19 protein-coding genes are annotated in these 20,710 nt (G+C 71.7%); 8 read left to right on the plus strand and 11 right to left on the minus strand.

What is annotated here, in order from left to right:
* Positions 1-364 precede the first annotated feature (364 nt).
* The 9 genes from proC to ACLF6P_RS04190 all read right to left on the minus strand — a co-directional run bounded on the left by proC (position 365) and on the right by ACLF6P_RS04190 (position 9,091).
* The gene (gene proC, locus ACLF6P_RS04150) at positions 365-1,168 is read right to left on the minus strand and encodes a pyrroline-5-carboxylate reductase (RefSeq protein ID WP_415948160.1); all 804 of its coding nucleotides are present in this window, start codon (positions 1,166-1,168) and stop codon (positions 365-367) included.
* Positions 1,169-1,275: 107 nt separating this feature from the next.
* On the minus strand, positions 1,276-2,013 hold the full coding sequence (locus ACLF6P_RS04155) for an ABC transporter permease (RefSeq protein WP_415948161.1): 738 nt from the start codon (positions 2,011-2,013) through the stop codon (positions 1,276-1,278).
* Complete coding sequence (locus ACLF6P_RS04160; RefSeq protein WP_415948163.1) at positions 2,010-2,816, minus strand: ABC transporter ATP-binding protein; 807 nt, start codon at positions 2,814-2,816, stop codon at positions 2,010-2,012. The genes ACLF6P_RS04155 and ACLF6P_RS04160 overlap by 4 nt, the downstream gene beginning before the upstream one ends.
* Positions 2,817-2,904: 88 nt before the next feature.
* Positions 2,905-3,654, minus strand: coding sequence for a class I SAM-dependent methyltransferase (locus tag ACLF6P_RS04165; protein ID WP_415948164.1), 750 nt, complete (start codon positions 3,652-3,654; stop codon positions 2,905-2,907).
* 82 nt (positions 3,655-3,736) lie between these two features.
* Positions 3,737-4,300, minus strand: coding sequence for an EamA/RhaT family transporter (locus ACLF6P_RS04170; RefSeq protein WP_415948165.1), 564 nt, complete (start codon positions 4,298-4,300; stop codon positions 3,737-3,739).
* A 220-nt stretch (positions 4,301-4,520) separates the two neighbouring features.
* Positions 4,521-6,374, minus strand: a complete 1,854-nt coding sequence (ilvD, locus tag ACLF6P_RS04175; RefSeq protein WP_415948167.1) for a dihydroxy-acid dehydratase — start codon at positions 6,372-6,374, stop codon at positions 4,521-4,523.
* A gap of 101 nt (positions 6,375-6,475) precedes the next feature.
* Positions 6,476-7,156 carry a TetR/AcrR family transcriptional regulator gene (locus ACLF6P_RS04180; protein WP_415948168.1) on the minus strand — a complete coding sequence of 227 codons (681 nt, stop codon included), beginning with the start codon at positions 7,154-7,156 and terminating at the stop codon, positions 6,476-6,478.
* Positions 7,157-7,160: 4 nt separating this feature from the next.
* Positions 7,161-8,075 (minus strand): sugar phosphate isomerase/epimerase family protein, encoded by a 915-nt coding sequence (locus tag ACLF6P_RS04185; protein ID WP_415948263.1) that lies wholly within the window; start codon positions 8,073-8,075, stop codon positions 7,161-7,163.
* Between the two features lie 65 nt (positions 8,076-8,140).
* Positions 8,141-9,091 (minus strand): Ppx/GppA family phosphatase, encoded by a 951-nt coding sequence (locus tag ACLF6P_RS04190; protein WP_415948170.1) that lies wholly within the window; start codon positions 9,089-9,091, stop codon positions 8,141-8,143.
* A gap of 122 nt (positions 9,092-9,213) precedes the next feature.
* Between ACLF6P_RS04190 and ACLF6P_RS04195 the strand changes: the two genes are divergently transcribed.
* Positions 9,214-10,116: a hypothetical protein gene (locus ACLF6P_RS04195; protein WP_415948265.1), complete on the plus strand. Its 903-nt coding sequence runs from the start codon at positions 9,214-9,216 to the stop codon at positions 10,114-10,116.
* 208 nt (positions 10,117-10,324) lie between these two features.
* On the opposite strand, the gene ACLF6P_RS04200 is transcribed toward ACLF6P_RS04195, so the two are convergent.
* Positions 10,325-12,295 (minus strand): BACON domain-containing protein, encoded by a 1,971-nt coding sequence (locus ACLF6P_RS04200; protein ID WP_415948171.1) that lies wholly within the window; start codon positions 12,293-12,295, stop codon positions 10,325-10,327.
* Positions 12,296-12,493: 198 nt separating this feature from the next.
* Here ACLF6P_RS04200 and radA point away from each other — a divergent pair, with 198 nt between their 5' ends.
* Both radA and disA read left to right on the plus strand, forming a co-directional pair.
* Positions 12,494-13,903, plus strand: coding sequence for a DNA repair protein RadA (gene radA / locus ACLF6P_RS04205; protein ID WP_415948173.1), 1,410 nt, complete (start codon positions 12,494-12,496; stop codon positions 13,901-13,903).
* A 202-nt stretch (positions 13,904-14,105) separates the two neighbouring features.
* Positions 14,106-15,254, plus strand: a complete 1,149-nt coding sequence (gene disA / locus ACLF6P_RS04210; RefSeq protein ID WP_415948174.1) for a DNA integrity scanning diadenylate cyclase DisA — start codon at positions 14,106-14,108, stop codon at positions 15,252-15,254.
* 120 nt (positions 15,255-15,374) lie between these two features.
* On the opposite strand, the gene ACLF6P_RS04215 is transcribed toward disA, so the two are convergent.
* Entirely contained in the window at positions 15,375-16,205 is an 831-nt protein-coding gene (locus tag ACLF6P_RS04215) for a hypothetical protein (protein ID WP_415948176.1), read from the minus strand.
* A 256-nt stretch (positions 16,206-16,461) separates the two neighbouring features.
* Between ACLF6P_RS04215 and ACLF6P_RS04220 the strand changes: the two genes are divergently transcribed.
* From ACLF6P_RS04220 to cseB, 5 genes are all read left to right on the plus strand, one after another.
* Positions 16,462-17,136 carry a phosphatase PAP2 family protein gene (locus tag ACLF6P_RS04220; RefSeq protein ID WP_415948177.1) on the plus strand — a complete coding sequence of 225 codons (675 nt, stop codon included), beginning with the start codon at positions 16,462-16,464 and terminating at the stop codon, positions 17,134-17,136.
* A 280-nt stretch (positions 17,137-17,416) separates the two neighbouring features.
* Positions 17,417-18,331 (plus strand): HhH-GPD family protein, encoded by a 915-nt coding sequence (locus tag ACLF6P_RS04225; protein WP_415948266.1) that lies wholly within the window; start codon positions 17,417-17,419, stop codon positions 18,329-18,331.
* Between the two features lie 236 nt (positions 18,332-18,567).
* A complete protein-coding gene (locus tag ACLF6P_RS04230) occupies positions 18,568-19,107 on the plus strand; it encodes a SigE family RNA polymerase sigma factor (protein WP_415948178.1) in 540 nt (179 codons plus the stop codon).
* A 242-nt stretch (positions 19,108-19,349) separates the two neighbouring features.
* Positions 19,350-19,952, plus strand: coding sequence for a hypothetical protein (locus ACLF6P_RS04235; protein ID WP_415948179.1), 603 nt, complete (start codon positions 19,350-19,352; stop codon positions 19,950-19,952).
* A 9-nt stretch (positions 19,953-19,961) separates the two neighbouring features.
* Entirely contained in the window at positions 19,962-20,678 is a 717-nt protein-coding gene (cseB, locus tag ACLF6P_RS04240) for a two-component system response regulator CseB (protein ID WP_415948180.1), read from the plus strand.
* Positions 20,679-20,710: the final 32 nt, after the last annotated feature.

Genomic DNA, 20,710 nt, shown 5'->3' on the forward strand with positions numbered 1-20,710 from the left:
CGGTGTTTCCGACTCTATCAGACTCTTTCGAGTTCCGATTTCCTCGGTGCTTTCCGGTTCTGGCTTTCGCCTTTCCCTTCCGACGGTGTCGACTCTATCAGATCCTTTCGGGCCTGACTCCCGGTCAACTCGGGTTGTCTGCGCGGCCGTTGCGGGCCGTTTCGACGTGGTGAGACTTTAGCGGAATCCTCGCTCCCGACCTAATCGGGGGTGAATCCTCATTTCGTAAGCGCGCACAAAAGCGATGCCGCGTTCGAAGCGCGGATTACTTGAGTGGTTCTTGCGGAATGGTCGCCCGGGGCCGACTGGAGTCGGTGCTCACGTCGGACAACTCGGAGAACACTACGGATCTCCGAGGGCCGTGTCAACCTGCCGCCAGCTCGCGGCTGCGGTCGCGGGCCGCCTCCAGGGCGGAGAGGAGTGCGGCGCGTACGCCGTGGTTCTCCAGCTCGCGGATGGCGTTGATGGTGGTGCCCGCGGGGGACGTGACGTTCTCGCGGAGCCGCACCGGGTGCTCGCCGCTGTCGCGGAGCATCACCGCGGCGCCGATGGCGGCCTGGACGATGAGGTCATGGGCCTTGTCGCGCGGGAGACCGAGCAGGATGCCCGCGTCCGTCATCGCCTCGACGAGATAGAAGAAGTACGCCGGTCCCGAACCGGAGAGTGCGGTGCAGGCGTCCTGCTGGGACTCCGGCACATGGAGGGTCTTGCCGACCGCGCCGAAGATTTCCTCCGCATGGGTGAGGTCGGCGGGCTCGGCGTGGGTGCCGGCGGAGATGACGGACATGCCCTCGTCCACCAGGACCGGGGTGTTCGGCATGACGCGGATGACCGGGGTGCCTTCGGCGAGTCGCGCCTCGATGAAGGAGGTGGTGATGCCCGCGGCCGCGCTGATGATCAGACGGTCGGCGGTGACGTGCGGGGTCAGTTCGTCCAGGAGTTTGCCCATGTCCTGGGGCTTGCAGGCCAGGATGAGGGTGTCGGCTCGCTTGGCTGCGTCGGGGTTGGTGACCGCCTCGATTCCGTAGCGCTGACGCAGTTCCTCGGCGCGTTCGGCGCGGCGGGTGGTGACCAGGAGGTTTTCCGGGGCCCAGCCTGCCCTGAGCATGCCGCTGAGCAGGGCCTCGCCGATCTTGCCGGTGCCGAGGACGGCGACTTTCTGGGTCATGCGGAGCCTCCTGGGTACGTCGTGCCTGCCGTCATCCTCGCACCGGGGGCCGATCCGTTGGCGGGGCGTCTCAAGGAACGGCCGGGGTGGGGATCAGGGGGTGGGGATCAGGTCGTGCGGCGGCGCAGGGTCGCGGCGCCGAGGCCGAGGACCAGGAGGGCGCAGAGGGCGACGATCAGGGTGTCGCGGATGAAGTCGGATGTGATGTCCGTGTGTTTCAGGACCTCTCCCATGCCGTCCACCGCGTAGGACATGGGGAGGACGTCGGAGATCTTCTCCAGAACCGGCTGCATGTTCTCGCGGGCCGTGAACAGGCCGCAGAGCAGGAGCTGGGGGAAGATCACCGCCGGCATGAACTGGACGGCCTGGAACTCGGAGGCGGCGAAGGCCGAGACGAAGAGGCCGAGGGCCGTGCCGAGGAGGGCGTCGAGCAGGGCCACCAGGAGGAGCAGCCACGGGGAGCCGATGACGTCCAGGCCGAGGCCCCACAGGGCGAGGCCGGTGGCGAGGAGCGACTGGAGGACCGCGAGGGCGCCGAAGGCCAGGGCGTATCCGAGGATCAGGTCGGCTTTGCCCAGGGGCATGGCGAGGAGGCGTTCCAGGGTGCCCGAGGTGCGTTCGCGCAGGGTCGCGATCGAGGTCACCAGGAACATCGTGATCAGCGGGAAGATCCCGAGGAGGGACGCTCCGATGCTGTCGAACGTCTGCGGGCTCGCGTCGAAGACGTAGCGCAGGAGCAGCAGCATCACGCACGGGACCAGGAGCATCAGCGCGATGGAGCGGGGGTCGTGGCGGAGCTGCCGCAGGACCCGGGCCGCGGTGGCGAGGGTGCGGGAGGTGTTCATCGTGAGGTCTCCTCGGACGTCGTGGGGCCGCTGCTCCGTACGGCGCTCACCGCGTCCACCAGGCGGAGGAAGGCCGCCTCGACGGTCTTCGTGTCCATGCGGTGGCGCAGCGCGTCGGGCGTGTCGTCGGCGATGACCTCGCCTTCGCGCATGAGGAGGAGGCGGTGGCAGCGTTCCGCCTCGTCCATGACATGGGACGAGACGAGAAGCGTGGTGCCGCGGCCGGCGATGTCGTGGAAGAGGTTCCACAGGTCGCGGCGCAGGACCGGGTCGAGGCCGACGGTGGGTTCGTCGAGGACCAGGAGCTCGGGAGTGCCGAGCAGGGCGACCGCGAGGGAGACGCGGCTGAGCTGGCCGCCCGAGAGGGTGCCGGCGAGTGCGTCGTGGTGGGTGGTCAGGTCCACGTCCTCGATGGCGCGGGTGACGTGGTCGCGGCGCAGGTCCGCGTGGCCGCGGCCTGGGAGGAGGATCGCGGCGAAGTAGTCGAGGTTCTGGCGGACGGTGAGGTCCAGGTAGACGGACGGGGCCTGGGTCACGTATCCGATGCGCGAGCGCAGGGACGCGGAGCCGGCGGGTTCGCCGAGGACGTCGAGGGTGCCGGTGACCTTGGCCTGGGTGCCGACGACGGCACGCATCAGGGTCGACTTGCCGCAGCCGGAGGGGCCGAGGAGGCCGGTGATCTGGCCGCGGGGGACCTCGAAGTCGAGTCCCTTGAGGACGGTGCGGGGGCCGCGGACCACGGTGAGGTCCGCGGCCTTGACCGCGGGGGAGGGGGGCGCGGTCCCGGATTCATAATTCATCATGTGATGAATATGCGGCGCGAAGGGGTGCGGAGTCAAGGAGGGGGTGCGGGAAGAGGCGGAAGGCGCGGGAAGAGGAGGAAGGAGCGGGTCAGGCGGCTTGGAGGGCCAGGGTGAGTTCCACCGTGTAGTGCTCCTCCAGCCGGCCGTCGGGGAATCGGCGGAGGAGTGCCGTGCGCTCCTCCGCGAGGAGCGGGGCGGCACGGTCCGGCCCGAGGGCGGCGAAGTACGAGCGGCTGCCGAGGTGAGCGAGGTGGGCGTCCACCGAGGTGCTGCGGGTCCAGTGCAGGCGGGGGTGGGTGCGCGATGCGGCCGGGGCGTACTGGGCGAGGAGCCGTTCCGTATCGACCGCCACGGCGTAGCGGTGGTGGCCGGGGACGCGGGCCGCGAGGCGTTTTTCCTGCTCGGCGATCCAGGGGCTGTCGGGGACGTTCCAGAACAGGGCGAGCGCGCCTCCCGGGCGCAGGACTCGGAAGGCCTCCGGGATCGAGCGCGCCGGATCGGTCCAGTGCCATGCCTGGGCATACGTGATGAGATCGGCGCTCGCGTCGGCGAACGGCAGTGCTTCGCCGGCCGCCCTGACCAACGGGATGTGCGGCAGGTCGGTGTGCAGTCGGGCGGCCATGGCGGGGCCGGGCTCCACCGCGATGACTCGGGCGCCGCGGTCGTGGAGCCGACGGGTGGCGATGCCTGTGCCCGCGCCGACGTCCAGGACGTGGCGGTCGCGGAGGAGGTGGCCGGTGAGATTCTCGATCGTGTCGAGGAGTTCCTCCGGGTAGCCGGGGCGGGCCGTGGCGTACTGCGCGGCTATGGCGTCGAAGGAGAGCGCGAAGTCGGTCATGGCCTCATGGTGGCTCCCGGCCGGTGGCCATGGAGGGTTTCGCCGGCTCCGGTCGGCTTCAGCCGGCTCCCGCCGGCTTCCGTCAGCTGCGGCGCTTCTGCTTCCGGCGGTTCGAGGGGTTGCCCGTCCGGCGGGCGGAGCGGCGTTCGTACTGGGTGCGGGCCGTTTCGTACTCGGTGCGGCGGAGGCTTTCGCCGGGGGCCTCTTTGAAGGTGCGCAGGAAGTACGCGAGCAGGGCGCCGATGAAACCGATCGCCATCAGGCCGCGCTGGGAAGCGGCCTGCTCCGGTTCCGGGCGCTTGCTGTACGACTCCCAGGTGCGGCGGAAGGCCAGTGCGCTGCAGGCGGAGAAGGCGACGACGACGAGGAGGTTGACGAAGCCGCCGACCTTGGCGATGGCGAGGCCCTCGTAGGCGAAACGGAGGAGGAGGGCGCCGGCGGTGGCGAGAGTGAGAGCGCCTGCTGCTGCGCCGATCCGGCGCCATGTGTAGCCGTTGCTGTGGTCCAGCCACGTGGTGCCGAAGAGGGGGAGGGCCTCGGGTCGGGGGCCCTTGGGTGTCTCGTGCGGGGTGGCGCTCGGTTTCTCGTGCACTGTCTCGTGCGGTCTATCGCGTGGTGTCTCGTCTGTGCCGGTTTCTTCGCTCACGAGGTCGATTATCGCGGACGGCTCGATTCAGGGTGCGCGCGTGGGGGTGCGGGGGTGCGGGTCGGAATGCTGGTGCCGCCCGGCGGGGGTGCCGCCGTGCCCACCCTCCCCCAAGCTCTCAGCTCCGTTCGAGCAGGGGGTGCCCCCTCGCCCTGCGGCACGACTGCCCACAGCCGGGCAGGCGGACAGGTGGGTGGTCGGGCCGGACAGTTGGGTGGGGTCAGGGGAGCTTTGAGATGTCGCGTACGGCGCCCTTGTCGGCGCTGGTGGCCATGGCCGCATAGGCCCTGAGGGCCTGGGAGACCTTGCGGGTGCGGGATTTGGGGGCGTACGTGCCGTTCAAGGCCGCCTCGCGCGCGGCGAGGGTGGGCTCGTCGACGAGGAGTTCGATGGTGCGGTTCGGGATGTCGATGCGGATGCGGTCGCCGTCCTCGACCAGGGCGATCGTGCCGCCGGAGGCCGCCTCCGGGGAGGCGTGGCCGATGGAGAGGCCCGAGGTGCCGCCGGAGAAACGGCCGTCGGTGATCAGCGCGCAGGCCTTGCCGAGGCCGCGGCCCTTCAGGTACGAGGTCGGGTAGAGCATCTCCTGCATGCCGGGGCCGCCCTTGGGGCCCTCGTAGCGGATGACGACGACGTCGCCCTCCTCGACCTGCTTGAGGAGGATCTTCTCGACGGCCTCCTCCTGCGATTCGCAGACGACGGCGGGACCCTCGAAGGTCCAGATCGACTCGTCTACGCCCGCCGTCTTCACCACGCAGCCGTCTACGGCCAGGTTGCCCTTGAGGACCGCGAGGCCGCCGTCCGCGGAGTACGCGTGGGCCGCGTCCCGGATGCAGCCCTCCGCGGCGTCCTCGTCGAGGGTGTCCCAGCGCTCGGAGGTGGAGAAGGCCTCAGCGGAGCGGACGCAGCCGGGGGCCGCGTGCCACAGCTCGACGGCCTCGGCGGACGGGGAGCCGCCGCGCACGTCCCAGGTCTTGAGCCAGTCGGCGAGGGACGGGGAGTGGACGGAGTGCACGTCCTCGTTGAGCAGGCCCGCGCGGTGGAGTTCGCCGAGCAGGGCGGGGATGCCGCCCGCGCGGTGCACGTCCTCCATGTAGTACGTGCGGTTCTTGCCGACGTTCGGGGCGACCTTGGACAGGCACGGGACGCGGCGCGAGACGGCGTCGATCTCGGCGAGGCCGAAGGGGACCTCCGCCTCCTGGGCCGCGGCGAGCAGGTGCAGGATCGTGTTGGTGGAGCCGCCCATCGCGATGTCCAGGGCCATGGCGTTCTCGAAGGCCGCGAAGGTGGCGATGTTGCGGGGCAGGACGGAGGCGTCGTCCTGCTCGTAGTAGCGGCGGGTCAGGTCGACGACGGTGCGGGCGGCGTCCTCGTACAGGGCCTTGCGGGCGGTGTGGGTGGCGAGGGTCGAGCCGTTGCCGGGGAGGCTCAGGCCGATCGCCTCCGTGAGGCAGTTCATCGAGTTGGCGGTGAACATGCCGGAGCAGCTGCCGCAGGTGGGGCAGGCGTTCTCCTCGATACGGAGGATGTCCTCGTCCGAGACGTTCTCGTTGACGGCCTCCGACATCGCGTCGACCAGGTCGAGGGTGCGGACGCTGCCGTCGACGAGGGTGGCGCGGCCGGACTCCATCGGGCCGCCGGAGACGAAGACGGTGGGGATGTTGAGGCGCAGGGCCGCGTTCAGCATGCCCGGGGTGATCTTGTCGCAGTTGGAGATGCAGATCAGGGCGTCGGCGCAGTGCGCCTCGACCATGTACTCCACGCTGTCGGCGATCAGGTCGCGGGAGGGGAGGGAGTACAACATGCCGCCGTGGCCCATCGCGATGCCGTCGTCGACGGCGATCGTGTTGAACTCGCGCGGGATGCCGCCGGCCGCGGTGATCGCCTCGGAGACGATACGGCCGACGGGGGCGAGGTGGGTGTGGCCCGGGACGAACTCGGTGAAGGAGTTGGCCACGGCGATGACCGGCTTGCGGCCGATGTCCGCGCCCGGTACGCCCGAGGCACGCATGAGGGCTCGGGCGCCCGCCATGTTGCGGCCGTGGGTGACGGTGCGGGACCTCAGCTCGGGCATCGCGGGTTGCTCCTTCGGTGCGTGTGGTCTTGTCGAGCGTACGCCCCGGATCCATGATCCGGACGGGGTGTCCGATATGCGGGACGGCGCCTGAGAACGCCTCAGGCCTCCGTGAGGTAACGCTGGAGGGTGGGGGCGACGAGGGCGATGATGTCCTCCGGGTCCGCGGAGGCCAGGGGTTCGATCTTCACCACGTAGCGGAGCATCGCGATGCCCACCATGTGCGAGGCGGCGAGTTCCGCGCGGAAGCGGGGGTCGGGGACGTGGAGGTCCGACTCCACGCGTTCGATCAGGCGCTTCAGGACGAAGTTGCGCAGCGCCTTGGCGGCCCGCTCGTGCGTGACCGCCGAGCGGACCACCGCGAGCAGCGGGACGCGGGTCGTCGGGTTCTCCCAGACCGCGAAGAAGGAGCGCGCGAGGCGTTCGCCGGCGCCCTCGGGCCCGGGGCCGACGATCCCGGCGGCGAGTGCCTGCGGGCCGCCGGCGACCGGTTCGAAGCTCGCCTCGATGGCGGCCGCGAAGACGTCGTCCTTCGTGCCGAAGTAGTGGTGCACCAGGGCCGGGTCCACGCCTGCCGACTTGGCGATCGAGCGGATGGAGGCCTTGTCGTAGCCGCGTTCGGCGAACTGTTCGCGGGCCGCGGTGAGGATGCGGTCCCTGGTGCCCGGGCCGGTTTCCGACTCCGTACGGGAGGGGCGGCCGCGGCCTCGTCGGGGGGCCGGCGCGCGCTCGAGGTCGGGGGGCGGGGCGGGCTGTCGGCGCTCGGGGTCGGCGGGGGTCACTGTGTCACTGCTTCGGGGCGGCGTTGGTCGTGGCGCTCGGGGTCGTGGTGTTCGAGGTCGTGGTGTTCGAGGTCGTGGCGCTCGGGGTCCTGGTGTTCGAGGTCGTGGTGTTGAGAGGGGACGCCAGGTGGAGGCGGGTGAAGGCCAGGGCCTCGGCGAGGTCGGCCTCACGTTCGGCGCTTGACATCGCGCGCCGCGTGTTGACCTCGATGACGACATGCCCGTCGAAGCCGCTCAGCGCGAGGCGTTCGAGCAGCTCGGCGCAGGGCTGTGTGCCGCGGCCCGGGACGAGGTGCTCGTCCTTCGCCGAGCCGTTGCCGTCGGCGAGGTGGATGTGGGCGAGGCGTTCGCCCATCCGGTCGACCATCTCCAGGGCCTCGGTGCGGGCCGTCGCCGTATGCGACAGGTCGACGGTGAAGTGCCGGTAGTCGTCCTTGGTGACGTCCCACTCGGGCGCGTACGCGAGCATCTCGCGGTCGCGGTAGCGCCACGGGTACATGTTCTCGACGGCGAAACGGACATCCGTCTCGTCGGCCATCCGCCACAGCCCGGTGACGAAGTCCCGCGCGTACTGCCGCTGCCAGCGGAACGGCGGATGTACGACGACAGTCGACGCGCCCAGCCTCTCGGCGGCCGCCCGGGCGCGCTGCAGTTTGACCCACGGGTCGGTGGACCAGACGCGCTGGGTGATCAGGAGGCATGGCGCGTGCACCGCGAGGATGGGGATGCGGTGGTAGTCGGAGAGGCGGCGCAGCGCCTCGATGTCCTGGCTGACCGGGTCGGTCCAGACCATGACCTCGACACCGTCGTAGCCGAGGCGCGCGGCGATCTCGAAGGCCGTCGCCGTCGACTCCGGGTAGACGGAGGCCGTCGACAGGGCGACCTTCGCATCCGGGATCCGCACCACTGGTTCTGCCACGTCCGCCGCGTCTGCCACGCAGGACAGGGTACGGGGCGAGGGCGGGCCCGCTCCCCCGGTGTCGGTCAACCCAGCTCCCCCATGGACGGTGTGTGCATGTGGTCGAGGCGGCGCAGGATGAGGCCCTCGCGCAGGGCCCACGGGCAGATCTCCAGGGCCTCGATCCCGAACAGATCCATCGCGCCCTCCGCCACCAGGGCCCCGGCGAGCAGCTGTCCGGCACGCCCGTCGGAGACGCCGGGCAGTTCGGCGCGCTCGGCCTCCGTCATCGCGGCGAGCCGCGGCACCCAGTCCTCCAGGGACTTCCGCTTGAGCTCCCGCTGCACGTACAGGCCCTCGGCGGAGCGCGCCGCGCCCGCGAGCCGGGCCAGCTGCTTGAAGGTCTTGGAGGTGGCGACGACATGGTCGGGGCTGCCGAAGCGGCTGAACTCCCCCACCGTACGGGCGATCTGGGCGCGCGCGTGGCGGCGCAGCGCCTTCACGTCCTGCGGGTCGGGCGGGTCGCCGGGCAGCCAGGCGGAGGTGAGGCGGCCCGCGCCGAGCGGGAGGCTGACGGCGGCGTCCGGGTCCTCGTCGATGCCGTACGCGATCTCCAGGGAGCCGCCGCCGATGTCGAGCACGAGCAGCTTGCCGGCGGACCAGCCGAACCAGCGGCGTACGGCGAGGAAGGTGAGCCGGGCCTCGTCCTCGCCGGAGAGGACCTGCAGGTCGACGCCGGTCTCGGCGCGGACGCGGGCGAGGACCTCGTCGGCGTTGACCGCTTCGCGTACCGCGGAGGTCGCGAAGGGCAGGACGTCCTCGCAGCCCTTGTCCTCGGCGGCCTCCAAGGCCTCGTTGACCGTGGCGATCAGGCGGTCGACCCCTTCCGGGGTGATCGCCCCGGAAGGGTCGAGGAGTTGAGCCAGCCGCAGATCTGTCTTGTGCGAGTGGGCGGGCAGCGGGCGTGCGCCGGGGTGGGCATCCACCACCAGCAGATGCACCGTGTTCGAACCCACATCGAGGACACCGAGTCTCATACGTAAGACGCTACTGCGGGTTCGGGGATGCGCGGTCCACGACCGGGGTTCCGCGCGCATACCCTGGGTGCGTGCCCAAGACGAAGAACGCGAAGCTGCACAAGTCGGGTAAGCCCGGGAAAATGGGCAAGACCGGAAAAAACGGGAAGCCGGAGAAGGCAGGGCGGACGGGGAAGCCCGGGAAGGCGGAGAAGGGGAAGGTGGACAAGGCAGGCAAGGCGGGCAAGGCGGGCGAGCCCCGGGAGGGCGTGCAGGTGGTTGCCTCGGCCGACGAGCAGGGGCTCGACTTCCCCCGCGCCTGGGTCGAGTTCGCCGACCCCGCCGACGACGAACAGGTCTTCCGCTGCGATCTGACCTGGCTCACCTCGCGCTGGCACTGCATCTTCGGCAGCGGCTGCCAGGGCATCCGTGCCGGACGCGCCGACGACGGCTGCTGCACGCTCGGGGCGCACTTCTCCGACGAGGAGGACGAGCAGCGGGTCGCCGGGTACGTGGCCAAGCTCACGCCCGATATCTGGCAGCACCACGACGTCGGCACGTCCACGGGGTGGACCCAGGAGGACGAGGACGGGGAGCGGCAGACCCGGCGCTGGGAAGGCTCCTGCATCTTCCAGAACCGGCCCGGGTTCTCCGGCGGCGCAGGCTGCTCGCTGCACATCCTCGCGCTGAAGGAAGGGCGCGAACCGCTCGAGACCAAGCCGGACGTGTGCTGGCAGCTGCCCGTGCGGCGGACCTACGAATGGATCGAGCGGCCCGATGACACCAAGGTGCTGCAGGTGTCGATCGGGGAGTACGACCGGCGTGGGTGGGGGCCCGGGGGGCACGACCTGCACTGGTGGTGCACGTCGGCGACGTCGGCGCACGGGGCAGGGGATCCCGTGTACGTGTCGTACGCGGCGGAGCTGCGGGAGTTGATGGGGGTGGCGGCGTACGAGGTTCTGGTGGGGCTGTGCGAGCAGCGTTTGAGCCACCAGTTGCCGCTGGTGGCTCCGCATCCGGCGGATCCGGGGGACGTGGAGGTCTGAGGGCGGGGGCGGTGCTGCCGGGTGCGGGTGCGTTGCGCCTGCGGCGGGCGGGCCCAGTTGTGCGAAGCACCCACGGGTGAGTGGGCCACCTGGGGCTTCGCCCCAAATCCAGCCCCGCCGGCGTTTGAGGCGATCCGGACGCGGTCCGGATGCGGGGTCCGGGACGGAGCCCCGGGAAACGGTGAAAGAACGGGGTGGGGGAAAGAGCTCACTCCGGCGGCGCCCCGGACGTGCCCGGGGCCGAAGTATCGGGGTCCGAAGGGCCCGGGCTGCCCGGAGCGGACGGGCCTGAGTCCGAAGGGGCAGGGCTGCCTGAGTCCGAAGGAGCAGGGCTGCCGGGGTCCGAGGGGTCGGGATCGGACGGAGAGGGACTGCCCGGGTCCGTCGGGTCGGAAGTGCCGGGGTCCGTGGGTTCCGGGCTGCCCGGGTCCGAAGGCCCGGGGTCGGACGGGGAAGGGCTGCCCGGGTTCGTCGGGGACGGCGGGCGCGGGGACGGGTCCACGGGGCCCGGCCCCGGCGCACCCGGGCCGTAACCGTCGATGATCACCACCGCATTGCCCGGCTCGACCGCGATCCGCGCACTCCATGCCCCCGTCGGCTGACGGGCGTGGTCGAGCCATACCTGGATCGTGAGCGATTCCCCGGGCTGGAGCGTCCCCGCGCTCCGACTGAACCGCAGCCAGGACGCCGCCGTGTGCGCGGACCAGTCGACGGCCCGTCCCCCGGAGGCCGTGAGGGTGATGAGCGTCGTATCGCCGTTCGGCTGGGCGTCCACGGTGAGGCGGCCGGGGCCCTTCCCGGGCTTCGTGGGCGCGGCCCCCGGGCTGATGACCTCGACGGAGACGTCGGGCGAGCGGCTGCCGGCCGTGTAGCGGGGGTCGGGTCCGGAGTGCGCGTTGCCGGCGTTCTCGTAGGTGTCCTCGACGCTCTCGCCGTACAGGCCGTCCGGCCCGCCCGCCTCGCTCGCGGAGAGGGGCCGCCCGTCGCTCTCGCCGGTGAGCGGCGCTCCGCGGTAGGCCGCCCACAGCGCGAGCACGGGCGCCGCCACCACCGTGGCCACGACGGTCGTCGTGACGGCCCGGGCCCGCAGCCGGTCGCGGCGGGCCGCCCGGTCCTTGGGGTCCATGGGGAAGCCGCGCCGGTCGAAGCGCGGCATCCCGCCGCGTACCCGCGCGGCCGCGAGCATCGCCGCGTGCACGGCGGCGCGCGGCGCGGGGAGCACCGGGAGCGCGGCAGGTGTGACGGGAGCTGAGAGGGAAGAGGAGGGGGAGGGGAAGGGGGAGGAGAGAGCGGACGGGGCAGGGGCAGGAGTAGAGGCAGAGGCAGAGCCGGCAGGAGAAACGGTTGTGCCGGGCCAGGCGCTCGCTCCCGCGCGTTCCGCAGTGCGGCGGCAGCGCGGGCAGTCGTCGACGTGCCGGACCAGTTCGGCGCGCAGGGCCGCGCCGAGGAGCAGCTGGTTGTCCCCGGTGAGCCGGGCCACGCTCGGGCAGGTGCCGGTCTCGACGACGGCGAGTGCGGCCCGGGTCCGCTCCACCTCGCAGGCGGCGGCCGCGAGAAGTTCACGGGCGGCGCCGCGGTCCATGCCGAGTACGTCGGCGACCTCGGCGGCTCCCAGACCATGCCGTACCGCGAGTTCGAGCGCCTCACGCTGCTCCGGGCTCGTACCGGCCGCCTCTGGCCAGGCGAGCCGCGCGAGCTGGCGCGTCCGGGCCTCGGCATCCGCGGCGGACGCGGAGTCCGTAGGGCGCTCGGAGTCCCCGGTGCGCTCGTCACACTCGAAGTTTCCGGTGCGCTCGGCGTGCCCGGTCGGTTTCCCGGGCGCGGGTGCCGGCCTGCCGCCCGCGTGCGCGCCGCCCTGCCGCTTGCTCCGCGCCTCGGCCAGGCGGCGCAGGCAGGCCCAGCGGGCCAGCGCGTACAGCCAGGCCCGCCGGTCGCGTGCGCCCTCCGGGCCGCGTGCGGTGCGGCGCTCGGCGAGCGCGAGCACATCGCCGAGGGCGGCGGTCGCGGCATCGTGGTCGCAGAGCACGGACAGGCAGTAGGTGAACAGGCCGTCCAGATAGGGCTCGTAGCGAGCCGGTGCGCTCTGCGGGGAGGTGTGGTGCGGGCGGCGGTGGGCACGGCGGTGCGCCCGGTGTGCGCCGGTCGTCTTGGTGGGGTGCTCCGGGCTGCTCGTGGTCACCTGGGCGACCGTAGGGGCCTGGCCAAGGGCTCGCCGGAACCTTTCATACCTTTACCTCTTAAGGGTGAACACACCTCCCGAACGGGGCCAGGAGCTGCCTGTTCCGCGCCTGAATCCGACCGCTCGTCGGGCGCCTCGGCCGGGCGGGTGTGTTGGCCGGGCGGGTGTGTTGTCAGACCCGGCCGCTACGGTTTCCGCATGGCTGCCCGTACGAAATCGTCCAAGGACCGTCCCGCCTACCGCTGTACCGAATGCGGCTGGCAGACGGCCAAGTGGCTCGGCCGCTGCCCCGAGTGCCAGGCCTGGGGGACGGTCGAGGAGTACGGCGCGCCCGCCGTGCGCACCACCGCGCCGGGGCGGGTCACCAGCTCCGCGCTGCCCATCGGACAGGTCGACGGGCGCACGGCCACCGCGCGTTCCACAGGGGTGGACGAGCTGGACCGGGTGCTCGGCGGCGGGCTCGTGCCGGGGGCCGTGGTGCTGCTCGCGGGTGAGCCGGGGGTGGGGAAGTCCACGCTGCTGCTGGATGTGGCGGCCAAGGCGGCGGGCGACGACCACCGGACGCTGTATGTGACCGGTGAGGAGTCCGCGAGCCAGGTGCGGCTGCGGGCCGATCGGATCAAGGCGATCGACGATCATCTCTACCTGGCGGCGGAGACCGATCTGTCCGCGGTGCTCGGGCATTTGGACGCCGTGAAGCCCTCGCTGCTCGTCCTCGACTCCGTACAGACCGTCGCCTCCCCCGAGATCGACGGCGCGCCCGGCGGGATGGCGCAGGTCAGGGAGGTCGCGGGGGCGCTGATCAGGGCGTCCAAGGAGCGCGGGATGTCCACGCTCCTGGTGGGCCATGTGACCAAGGACGGCGCGATCGCGGGGCCCAGGCTCCTGGAGCATCTCGTCGACGTGGTGCTGCACTTCGAGGGCGACCGGCATGCGCGGCTCCGTCTCGTACGAGGCGTGAAGAACCGGTACGGGGCCACGGACGAGGTCGGCTGCTTCGAGCTGCACGACGAGGGGATCACCGGGCTCGCCGATCCGAGCGGCCTCTTCCTCACCCGGCGGGACGAGCCCGTGCCGGGCACATGCCTGACCGTCACTCTCGAAGGCCGCCGCCCGCTCGTCGCCGAGGTGCAGGCGCTGACCGTCGACTCCCAGATCCCCTCCCCCAGGCGCACCACGAGCGGTCTGGAGACCTCCCGCGTCTCGATGATGCTCGCCGTGCTGGAACAGCGCGGCCGGATCACCGCCCTCGGCAAGCGGGACATCTACTCGGCGACGGTCGGCGGAGTGAAGCTCTCCGAGCCGGCCGCGGACCTCGCGGTCGCCCTCGCCCTGGCGAGCGCCGCGAGCGACACCCCCCTGCCGAAGAACCTGGTGGCGATCGGCGAAGTGGGCCTCGCAGGCGAGGTCAGACGCGTCACCGGCGTCCAGCGCAGATTGGCCGAAGCACACCGGCTCGGCTTCACGCACGCCCTTGTGCCGGGCGATCCGGGGAAGGTTCCGGCGGGCATGCGGGTCACGGAAGTGGCCGATATGGGAGACGCGCTGCGGGTGCTGCCGAGGTCGCGTAGGCGAGAGGCCCCACGGGAGGACGACGGGCGCCGGTAGACTTTGCCCCGGTCTCGCCCGTCCGTACGGCACACGGGCCCTGTGCGTACGCGCCGGGGGCACGCACCCGTACGGCACGGAAGCGCATGTCCGTGCCGTGCGCACGTGCGTGTGCGTACGTACACGCGTATGTGCGAGACGGTACGGAACCAGGGCGTGGAGAAGACCCCCATCCCGGAATCCCCGATCCCGGAGGAGAGCAGTGGCAGCCAACGACCGGGCGACACCCGGCAAGGACAAGGCCTCGGCTCAGAGCAGAGGGGTCGGCTCGGGCACCGCTGCCGATGTGCTGATGCGCGCCTCGCTGAGCGCGGTCGCGCCCGGCACCGCGCTGCGCGACGGTCTGGAGCGGATCCTGCGGGGCAACACCGGCGGACTGATCGTGCTCGGCTCCGACAAGACCGTCGAGTCGATGTGCACCGGCGGCTTCGTCCTCGACGTCGAGTTCACCGCGACCCGGCTGCGCGAGCTGTGCAAGCTCGACGGCGGCATCGTGCTGTCCGCCGACCTCTCGAAGATCCTGCGCGCCGGAGTGCAGCTCGTGCCGGATCCCACGATCCCCACCGAGGAGACCGGCACCCGGCACCGCACGGCCGACCGTGTCTCCAAGCAGGTCGGCTTCCCCGTCGTCTCCGTCTCGCAGTCGATGCGGCTGATCGCGCTGTACGTGGACGGGAACCGGCGCGTCATGGAGGACTCGGCGGCGATCCTGTCCCGGGCCAACCAGGCGCTCGCCACCCTGGAGCGGTACAAGCTGCGGCTCGACGAGGTCGCCGGCACGCTGTCCGCGCTGGAGATCGAGGACCTGGTGACGGTCCGCGATGTCTCCGCGGTCGCGCAGCGCCTGGAGATGGTGCGGCGGATCGCCACGGAGATCGCCGAGTACGTGGTGGAGCTGGGCACCGACGGGCGGCTGCTCGCGCTGCAGTTGGACGAGCTGATCGCGGGGGTCGAGCCCGAGCGGGAGCTCGTCGTACGCGACTACGTGCCGGAGCCGACGGCGAAGCGCTCGCGGACCGTGGAGGAGGCGCTGTCCGAGCTGGACGCGCTCTCGCACACCGAGCTGCTCGAACTTCCCGTCGTGGCACGGGCCCTGGGCTTCACCGGATCGCCCGAGGCGCTCGACTCGGCGGTGTCGCCGCGGGGGTACCGACTGCTGGCCAAGGTGCCGCGGCTGCCGGGGGCGATCATCGACCGTCTTGTCGAGCACTTCGGGGGGCTGCAGAAGCTGCTCGCGGCGAGTGTGGACGATCTGCAGACGGTGGACGGCGTCGGGGAGGCCCGGGCCCGGTCGGTACGGGAGGGGCTGTCCCGGCTGGCCGAGAGCTCGATTCTGGAGCGGTACGTCTAGGAATCCGGGGGCGGCACGTCCAGGAGTCCGGGGCGGTACGTCCAGGAGTCCAGGGGGCTTCGCCCCGGACCCGCACCGCGCTTCGTTCTTCGGGATCTACTCAAACGCCGCAGGGACTGATCATGCCTCCTCCAGCACGAAGGAGGCGCGCAGCGTTCCCGTGCCCGCGCCCTTCGCCTCCACCAGGTAGGTGCCCGGGGTGGCCGAACCCGGGGGCGGGGTGGCGCAGTTGGCGGCGGACGGCTTGCGGTTCCAGGTGAGGGTGCTGGTGAGGCCGCTGTCGCCGGGGACGCGGTAGAGAAGGCTGCCCGGGGTGGTCGGGCAGTCGGAGGATTTCCAGAAGGCCTCGTCGTCACCGGCCTTGGTGATGGTGACGACGAACTCCCGCGGGCCGAGGTCGATCTTGCAGTCGGCGGCGGCCGCGTTCTTCGCGCGGATCCGCAGTTTCGGCTTCTCGTCCGGCTCGTAGCGGTTCTTCTCGCTCTCGACCGTCAGCTCCAGGTCGGAGACACGGCAGTCGGGGAGCGTCGAACCGGCCGGCAGCCGCTCTCCGGAGCCGGCACCGCCGGAACCGGCGCCCGCCGTCGTACCGCCCGAGGTCTCGCCCGACGCAGCGCCGTCCGCGCCGTCACCGGAACCCTCGCCCGAGCCGTCGGCGCCTCCGGAGCCTTCGCCCGAGGACGTGCCGCCGTCGCCCGACTCGTCGCGCCCGCCCGGGCGTTCGCTGATCGCGGGGCCGGACTGGTCGGGGCGGCCCGGCGTGATCGACGATGCAGGGTTCTTGCCGTCGTTCTTGCCGTCGGCCTTGGTGTCGTCGTCACCCCCGCCGCCGCCCGTGGCGGCCCACACGATGAGCAGCACCAGCAACCCGAGCACGGTCAGCAGAACCGCCCTCCGTCGCCAGTAGATGGAGGAGGGAAGCGGCCCGATCGGATTGCGCAGAGATCCCACGGCGCAAACTGTACGAGAGATCGTGCCCAACTCCCGCCCCACCCGCCGCCATAGAGCGCAACATTTCCGGATCATCGGTCCGGTGACGGCGGTTCGGACGCGGTTCGACGGGTGTGCGCGGGGGTCCGGGTGTACGTGTCTGGAGTGTGCCTGGAGTGTGCGCGGGTTCCGCGGTTCCGTATCTGCCGATGGTCAGGGACGGATGTCACCCATGGCCGGATGACCGGCTGGTGAGACTCCCCGTACCGTCAAGCACATGGAAGCAAGCACTCCCCACCCCCTCGCGGCCGAGCCTCCCGTCGACACCTCCGGGCTCTACCGCGACATCACCGGCTTCGCGCAGGACGCGCCGGGCTGGCTGCAGCAGTTCTTCGAGGTGTGGACGGACGCCGGGATACTCCTCTTCGGCGTGCTGTTCGTGGCTGCCTGGTGGCGAGCGCGGCGTGCGGAGCCGACGGCGCTCGCGCTCGCCGTGCTCGCGCCGCTCGCGACCGCGGTCGCGTACGTGGTGAGCGAGTCGCTCAAGTCCGTGGTCGACGAGGAGCGGCCGTGCCGGGCCGTGGCCGGGGCGGCCCCCTCGCTCGCCGAGTGCCCGCCGTACGGTGACTGGTCCTTCCCCAGCAACCACGCGACGATCGCCGGTGCTTCGGCGGTGGCGCTCGCGCTGGTCTGGCGCGGAATGGGGTGGCTGACGGTGCCGCTCGCACTGCTCATGGCCTTCTCACGGGTGTTCGTCGGCGTGCACTATCCCTTCGACGTGGCGGTGGGCCTCGTACTCGGCGGGCTGGTGGTCTTCCTCGTCATCCGGCTCCTTCCGCCGCCGGTGACACGTCTGGTGACCGCGATGCGGGCCTCGGAGCATCCGGCCGTGAGGTGGTGCGTGGGGACGGGGCCCGCGGCGCACGCGTATCCGCAGGGCACCAGGGTCTGAGGCTGTCCGTCCGACTACCGGCCCCGGGGCTACCGGCTCCGGGGAGGCACCCGGGGTCGTCCGGAGGTCTGCAGCTGCTCGCCGTTGCACCCGCGGCGGACCGCCTCGAACGCCGGCGAGGACGGATGGGTGTGCCACGCCCGGATCCGCCCCCGACCGTGGGAGGATCGGATCCGCCATGACTGCGACCGCACTCACCACCACCGCCACCACCGCCGAGTCCGCCGAAACCGCCGAGACCGAGTCCGCGACCGCGCCCGGCGCCGCCGAAGCCGCTGCCATGCCCGGCGCCACGCCCCGCCGCGAGGCCCGCGCCGAAGCAGCCGGGGCCCTGCACCGCCCCGTCATCGCCTGGTTCGACGCACACGCCCGCGACCTGCCCTGGCGTCGGCCCGAGGCCGGGGCCTGGGGTGTGATGGTCAGCGAGTTCATGCTGCAGCAGACGCCCGTGAGCCGGGTGCTCCCGGTGTACGAGCAGTGGCTGGCCCGCTGGCCGCGGCCCGCCGACCTGGCCGAGGAGGCGCCGGGCGAGGCCGTCCGCGCCTGGGGCCGGCTCGGCTATCCGCGGCGTGCCCTGCGGCTGCACGGCGCGGCCGTCGCCATAACGGAGCGGCACGGCGGCGACGTACCGGCGATCCACGCCCAGCTGCTCGCGCTGCCCGGCATCGGCGAGTACACCGCCGCGGCCGTCGCCTCCTTCGCGTACGGGCAGCGGCATGCCGTGCTCGACACGAATGTGCGCCGGGTGTTCGCACGCGCCGTGACGGGCGTGCAGTACCCGCCGAACGCCACCACCGCCGCCGAGCGCAGGCTCGCCCGCGAGCTGCTGCCCGAGGAGGAGCGGACGGCCGCGCGCTGGGCCGCCGCCTCCATGGAGCTGGGCGCACTCGTGTGCACGGCGAAGAGCGAGGACTGCGGGGCCTGCCCGATCGCCGCGCAGTGCGCCTGGCTGGCCGCCGGCAAGCCCGCGCACGAGGGGCCGCCGCGCCGCGGCCAGACCTACGCGGGCACCGACCGGCAGGTCCGCGGCAAGCTGCTCGCCGTACTGCGCGAGGCGGTCGCCCCCGTACCGCAGGCCGTGCTCGACCGGGTGTGGGACGAGCCGGTGCAGCGGGCGCGGGCCCTGGACGGGCTCGTGGCGGACGGTCTGGTGGAACCGATGGACGACGGGCTCTACCGGCTTCCGCTCACCTGACGCCCGCCCTGCCGGCTCCGCAGCCCCCTTTACGCGGCACCGACAACCCCCCGCACCGGGACAACACCGGCGCCGCTTTAGGTGCCCCGTACTTCTGTTACACAACCGAGGGACAGCCGTGCGGCCACCGCAGGCTCGTTCGTGAATCGCCGTTACACCGCCTCCGTAACTTCATGGACGGAGCCGGGAGGGATCGGGTTCCACGACGAGTCCAGGACGGAACGGAGGCGGTTGTAATGGCGCACGGCGAGGTGCTCGAGTTCGAGGAGTACGTCCGTACCCGGCAGGACGCCCTGCTGCGCAGTGCACGCCGCCTGGTCCCCGATCCGGTCGACGCCCAGGACCTGCTGCAGACCGCGCTGGTCCGTACGTACCACCGCTGGGACGGCATAGCCGACAAGCGGCTCGCGGACGCCTATCTGCGCCGCGTCATGATCAACACACGTACGGAGTGGTGGCGCGCCCGCCGCCTCGAAGAGGTGCCGACCGAGCAGCTGCCCGACACCGGCATGGCGGACTCCACCGAGCAGCACGCCGACCGTGCGCTGCTCATGGACGTGCTCAAGGTGCTCGCCCCGAAGCAGCGCAGCGTGGTCGTGCTGCGACACTGGGAGCAGATGTCCACCGAGGAGACGGCCGCGGCACTCGGCATGTCGGCCGGCACGGTCAAGAGCACGCTGCACCGCGCGCTCGCCCGCCTCCGCCAGGAGCTGGAGAGCCGGGATCTCGACGGGCGATTCCTGGAGCGTGAGGAGCAGGAGCGTTGCGCGGCCTAGGGCCTGTCTGGAGTTCCCCCGTGGAGCAAGGAGCGGCGCCTGGCGCCGTCGAATCCAAGGCGGAGGAGAGAGTCATGGCGGAGCCATGGCGACTGACGACAACGCAGGAGGCCGGGGGTACCCCCTGCTCGAAGAGCTTGGGGGAGGTGCCAGGCGCCACGACGCCGCGGGGGAACTCCAGACAGGCCCCAGGCGGCAGCCGCCCGGATCATCCGGGCAGGCGTATGGCGGGGAGTACGGCGGTGGCCGGGCTCGCCGCCCTCGGCCTGTGTGCGGCGGCCCTGACGGCCTGCGGCAGCCCGGGCACCGGCACCCGCGACGAGGGCGCGGCGGAGGTCGGCAGGACGCATCCGATGCCGAGTTCCTCGCCGCCGTCGGCCGAGAAGCGGCTGGACACCGTGGAGGCGGTCGACCTCGTCAAGGACGATCCTCAGGTCAGTCCCCGGGTGCGGGCGGATCTGAAGCCCTGTTTCAAGGATGCGTACCCGGTCGACATCTATTACGGCAATCTGACCGGAGGTTCCTCCGACGATGTCGTGGTCAATGTGATGACCTGCGGCGATGCCATCGGTGTGGGCAGCTATGTGTACCGCGCGGACGGCGACGGCTACCGGAACGTCTTCACGACCGAGCAGCCGCCGGTGTACTCGGAGATCGACCAGGGCTCCCTGGTCGTCACCCGTCAGGTGTACGACAGCAGTGACCCCGTCGCCTATCCCTCCGGCGAGGAAGTCATCACGTACCGCTGGCGATCGGGCCGGTTCGAGGAGACCGACCGGATGCACAACGACTACAGCAGCGCGGTGAACGGTCCGGAGGCCGAGGCCGCGCCCGAGGAGAACTGAGAGCCCCCGATGGCCGAACAGAACAAGACGCGTGTGCTGTTCGTCGAGGACGACGACGTCATCCGCGAGGCCACCCAGCTCGCCCTGGAGCGCGACGGCTTCCATGTCAGCGCCATGCCCGACGGGCTCTCGGGCCTCGATGCCTTCCGCGCCGCGCGGCCCGACATCGCGCTGCTGGATGTGATGGTGCCGGGGCTCGACGGGGTCTCGCTGTGCCGCCGGATCCGCGACGAGTCCACCGTGCCCGTGATCATGCTGTCCGCGCGGGCCGACTCGATCGATGTGGTGCTCGGACTCGAGGCGGGCGCCGACGACTACGTCACGAAGCCCTTCGACGGTGCCGTCCTGGTCGCCCGGATCCGGGCGGTGCTCCGCCGCTTCGGGCACGCGGGCGGCTCCGCGGCCTCCAGCGAGGAGCCGGCGGCCGTCGCGGCGGACAGCGGTGTGCTCCGTTTCGGGGACCTGGAGGTCGACACCGAGGGGATGGAGGTCCGCAGGGCGGGCGAGCATGTCGCGCTGACGCCGACCGAGATGCGGCTGCTCCTGGAGTTCTCGCACGCCCCGGGCACCGTGCTGTCCCGCGACAGGCTCCTGGAGCGGGTCTGGGACTACGGCTGGGGCGGCGACACCCGCGTCGTCGACGTCCATGTCCAGCGACTGCGGACGAAGATCGGGCAGGACCGGATCGAGACGGTCCGCGGCTTCGGGTACAAGCTCAAGGGATGAGCGGCGAGGGATGAACGGCAAGGGGGATCGGC

The sequence above is a fragment of the Streptomyces lothianensis genome (genome assembly GCF_047779955.1).
In the GTDB taxonomy this organism is placed as follows: domain Bacteria; phylum Actinomycetota; class Actinomycetes; order Streptomycetales; family Streptomycetaceae; genus Streptomyces.

What these genes read in the sequence shown, in the direction of transcription:
- ACLF6P_RS04155 (WP_415948161.1), bottom strand. Translation starts at nt 2,013, where the DNA reads ATGAACACCTCCCGCACCCTCGCCACCGCGGCCCGGGTCCTGCGGCAG.
- radA (WP_415948173.1), top strand. Translation starts at nt 12,494, where the DNA reads ATGGCTGCCCGTACGAAATCGTCCAAGGACCGTCCCGCCTACCGCTGT.
- ACLF6P_RS04225 (WP_415948266.1), top strand. Translation starts at nt 17,417, where the DNA reads ATGCCCGGCGCCACGCCCCGCCGCGAGGCCCGCGCCGAAGCAGCCGGG.
- ACLF6P_RS04220 (WP_415948177.1), top strand. Translation starts at nt 16,462, where the DNA reads ATGGAAGCAAGCACTCCCCACCCCCTCGCGGCCGAGCCTCCCGTCGAC.
- ACLF6P_RS04195 (WP_415948265.1), top strand. Translation starts at nt 9,214, where the DNA reads ATGGGCAAGACCGGAAAAAACGGGAAGCCGGAGAAGGCAGGGCGGACG.
- cseB (WP_415948180.1), top strand. Translation starts at nt 19,962, where the DNA reads ATGGCCGAACAGAACAAGACGCGTGTGCTGTTCGTCGAGGACGACGAC.
- ACLF6P_RS04165 (WP_415948164.1), bottom strand. Translation starts at nt 3,654, where the DNA reads ATGACCGACTTCGCGCTCTCCTTCGACGCCATAGCCGCGCAGTACGCC.
- ACLF6P_RS04160 (WP_415948163.1), bottom strand. Translation starts at nt 2,816, where the DNA reads ATGATGAATTATGAATCCGGGACCGCGCCCCCCTCCCCCGCGGTCAAG.
- ACLF6P_RS04230 (WP_415948178.1), top strand. Translation starts at nt 18,568, where the DNA reads ATGGCGCACGGCGAGGTGCTCGAGTTCGAGGAGTACGTCCGTACCCGG.
- proC (WP_415948160.1), bottom strand. Translation starts at nt 1,168, where the DNA reads ATGACCCAGAAAGTCGCCGTCCTCGGCACCGGCAAGATCGGCGAGGCC.
- ilvD (WP_415948167.1), bottom strand. Translation starts at nt 6,374, where the DNA reads ATGCCCGAGCTGAGGTCCCGCACCGTCACCCACGGCCGCAACATGGCG.
- ACLF6P_RS04190 (WP_415948170.1), bottom strand. Translation starts at nt 9,091, where the DNA reads ATGAGACTCGGTGTCCTCGATGTGGGTTCGAACACGGTGCATCTGCTG.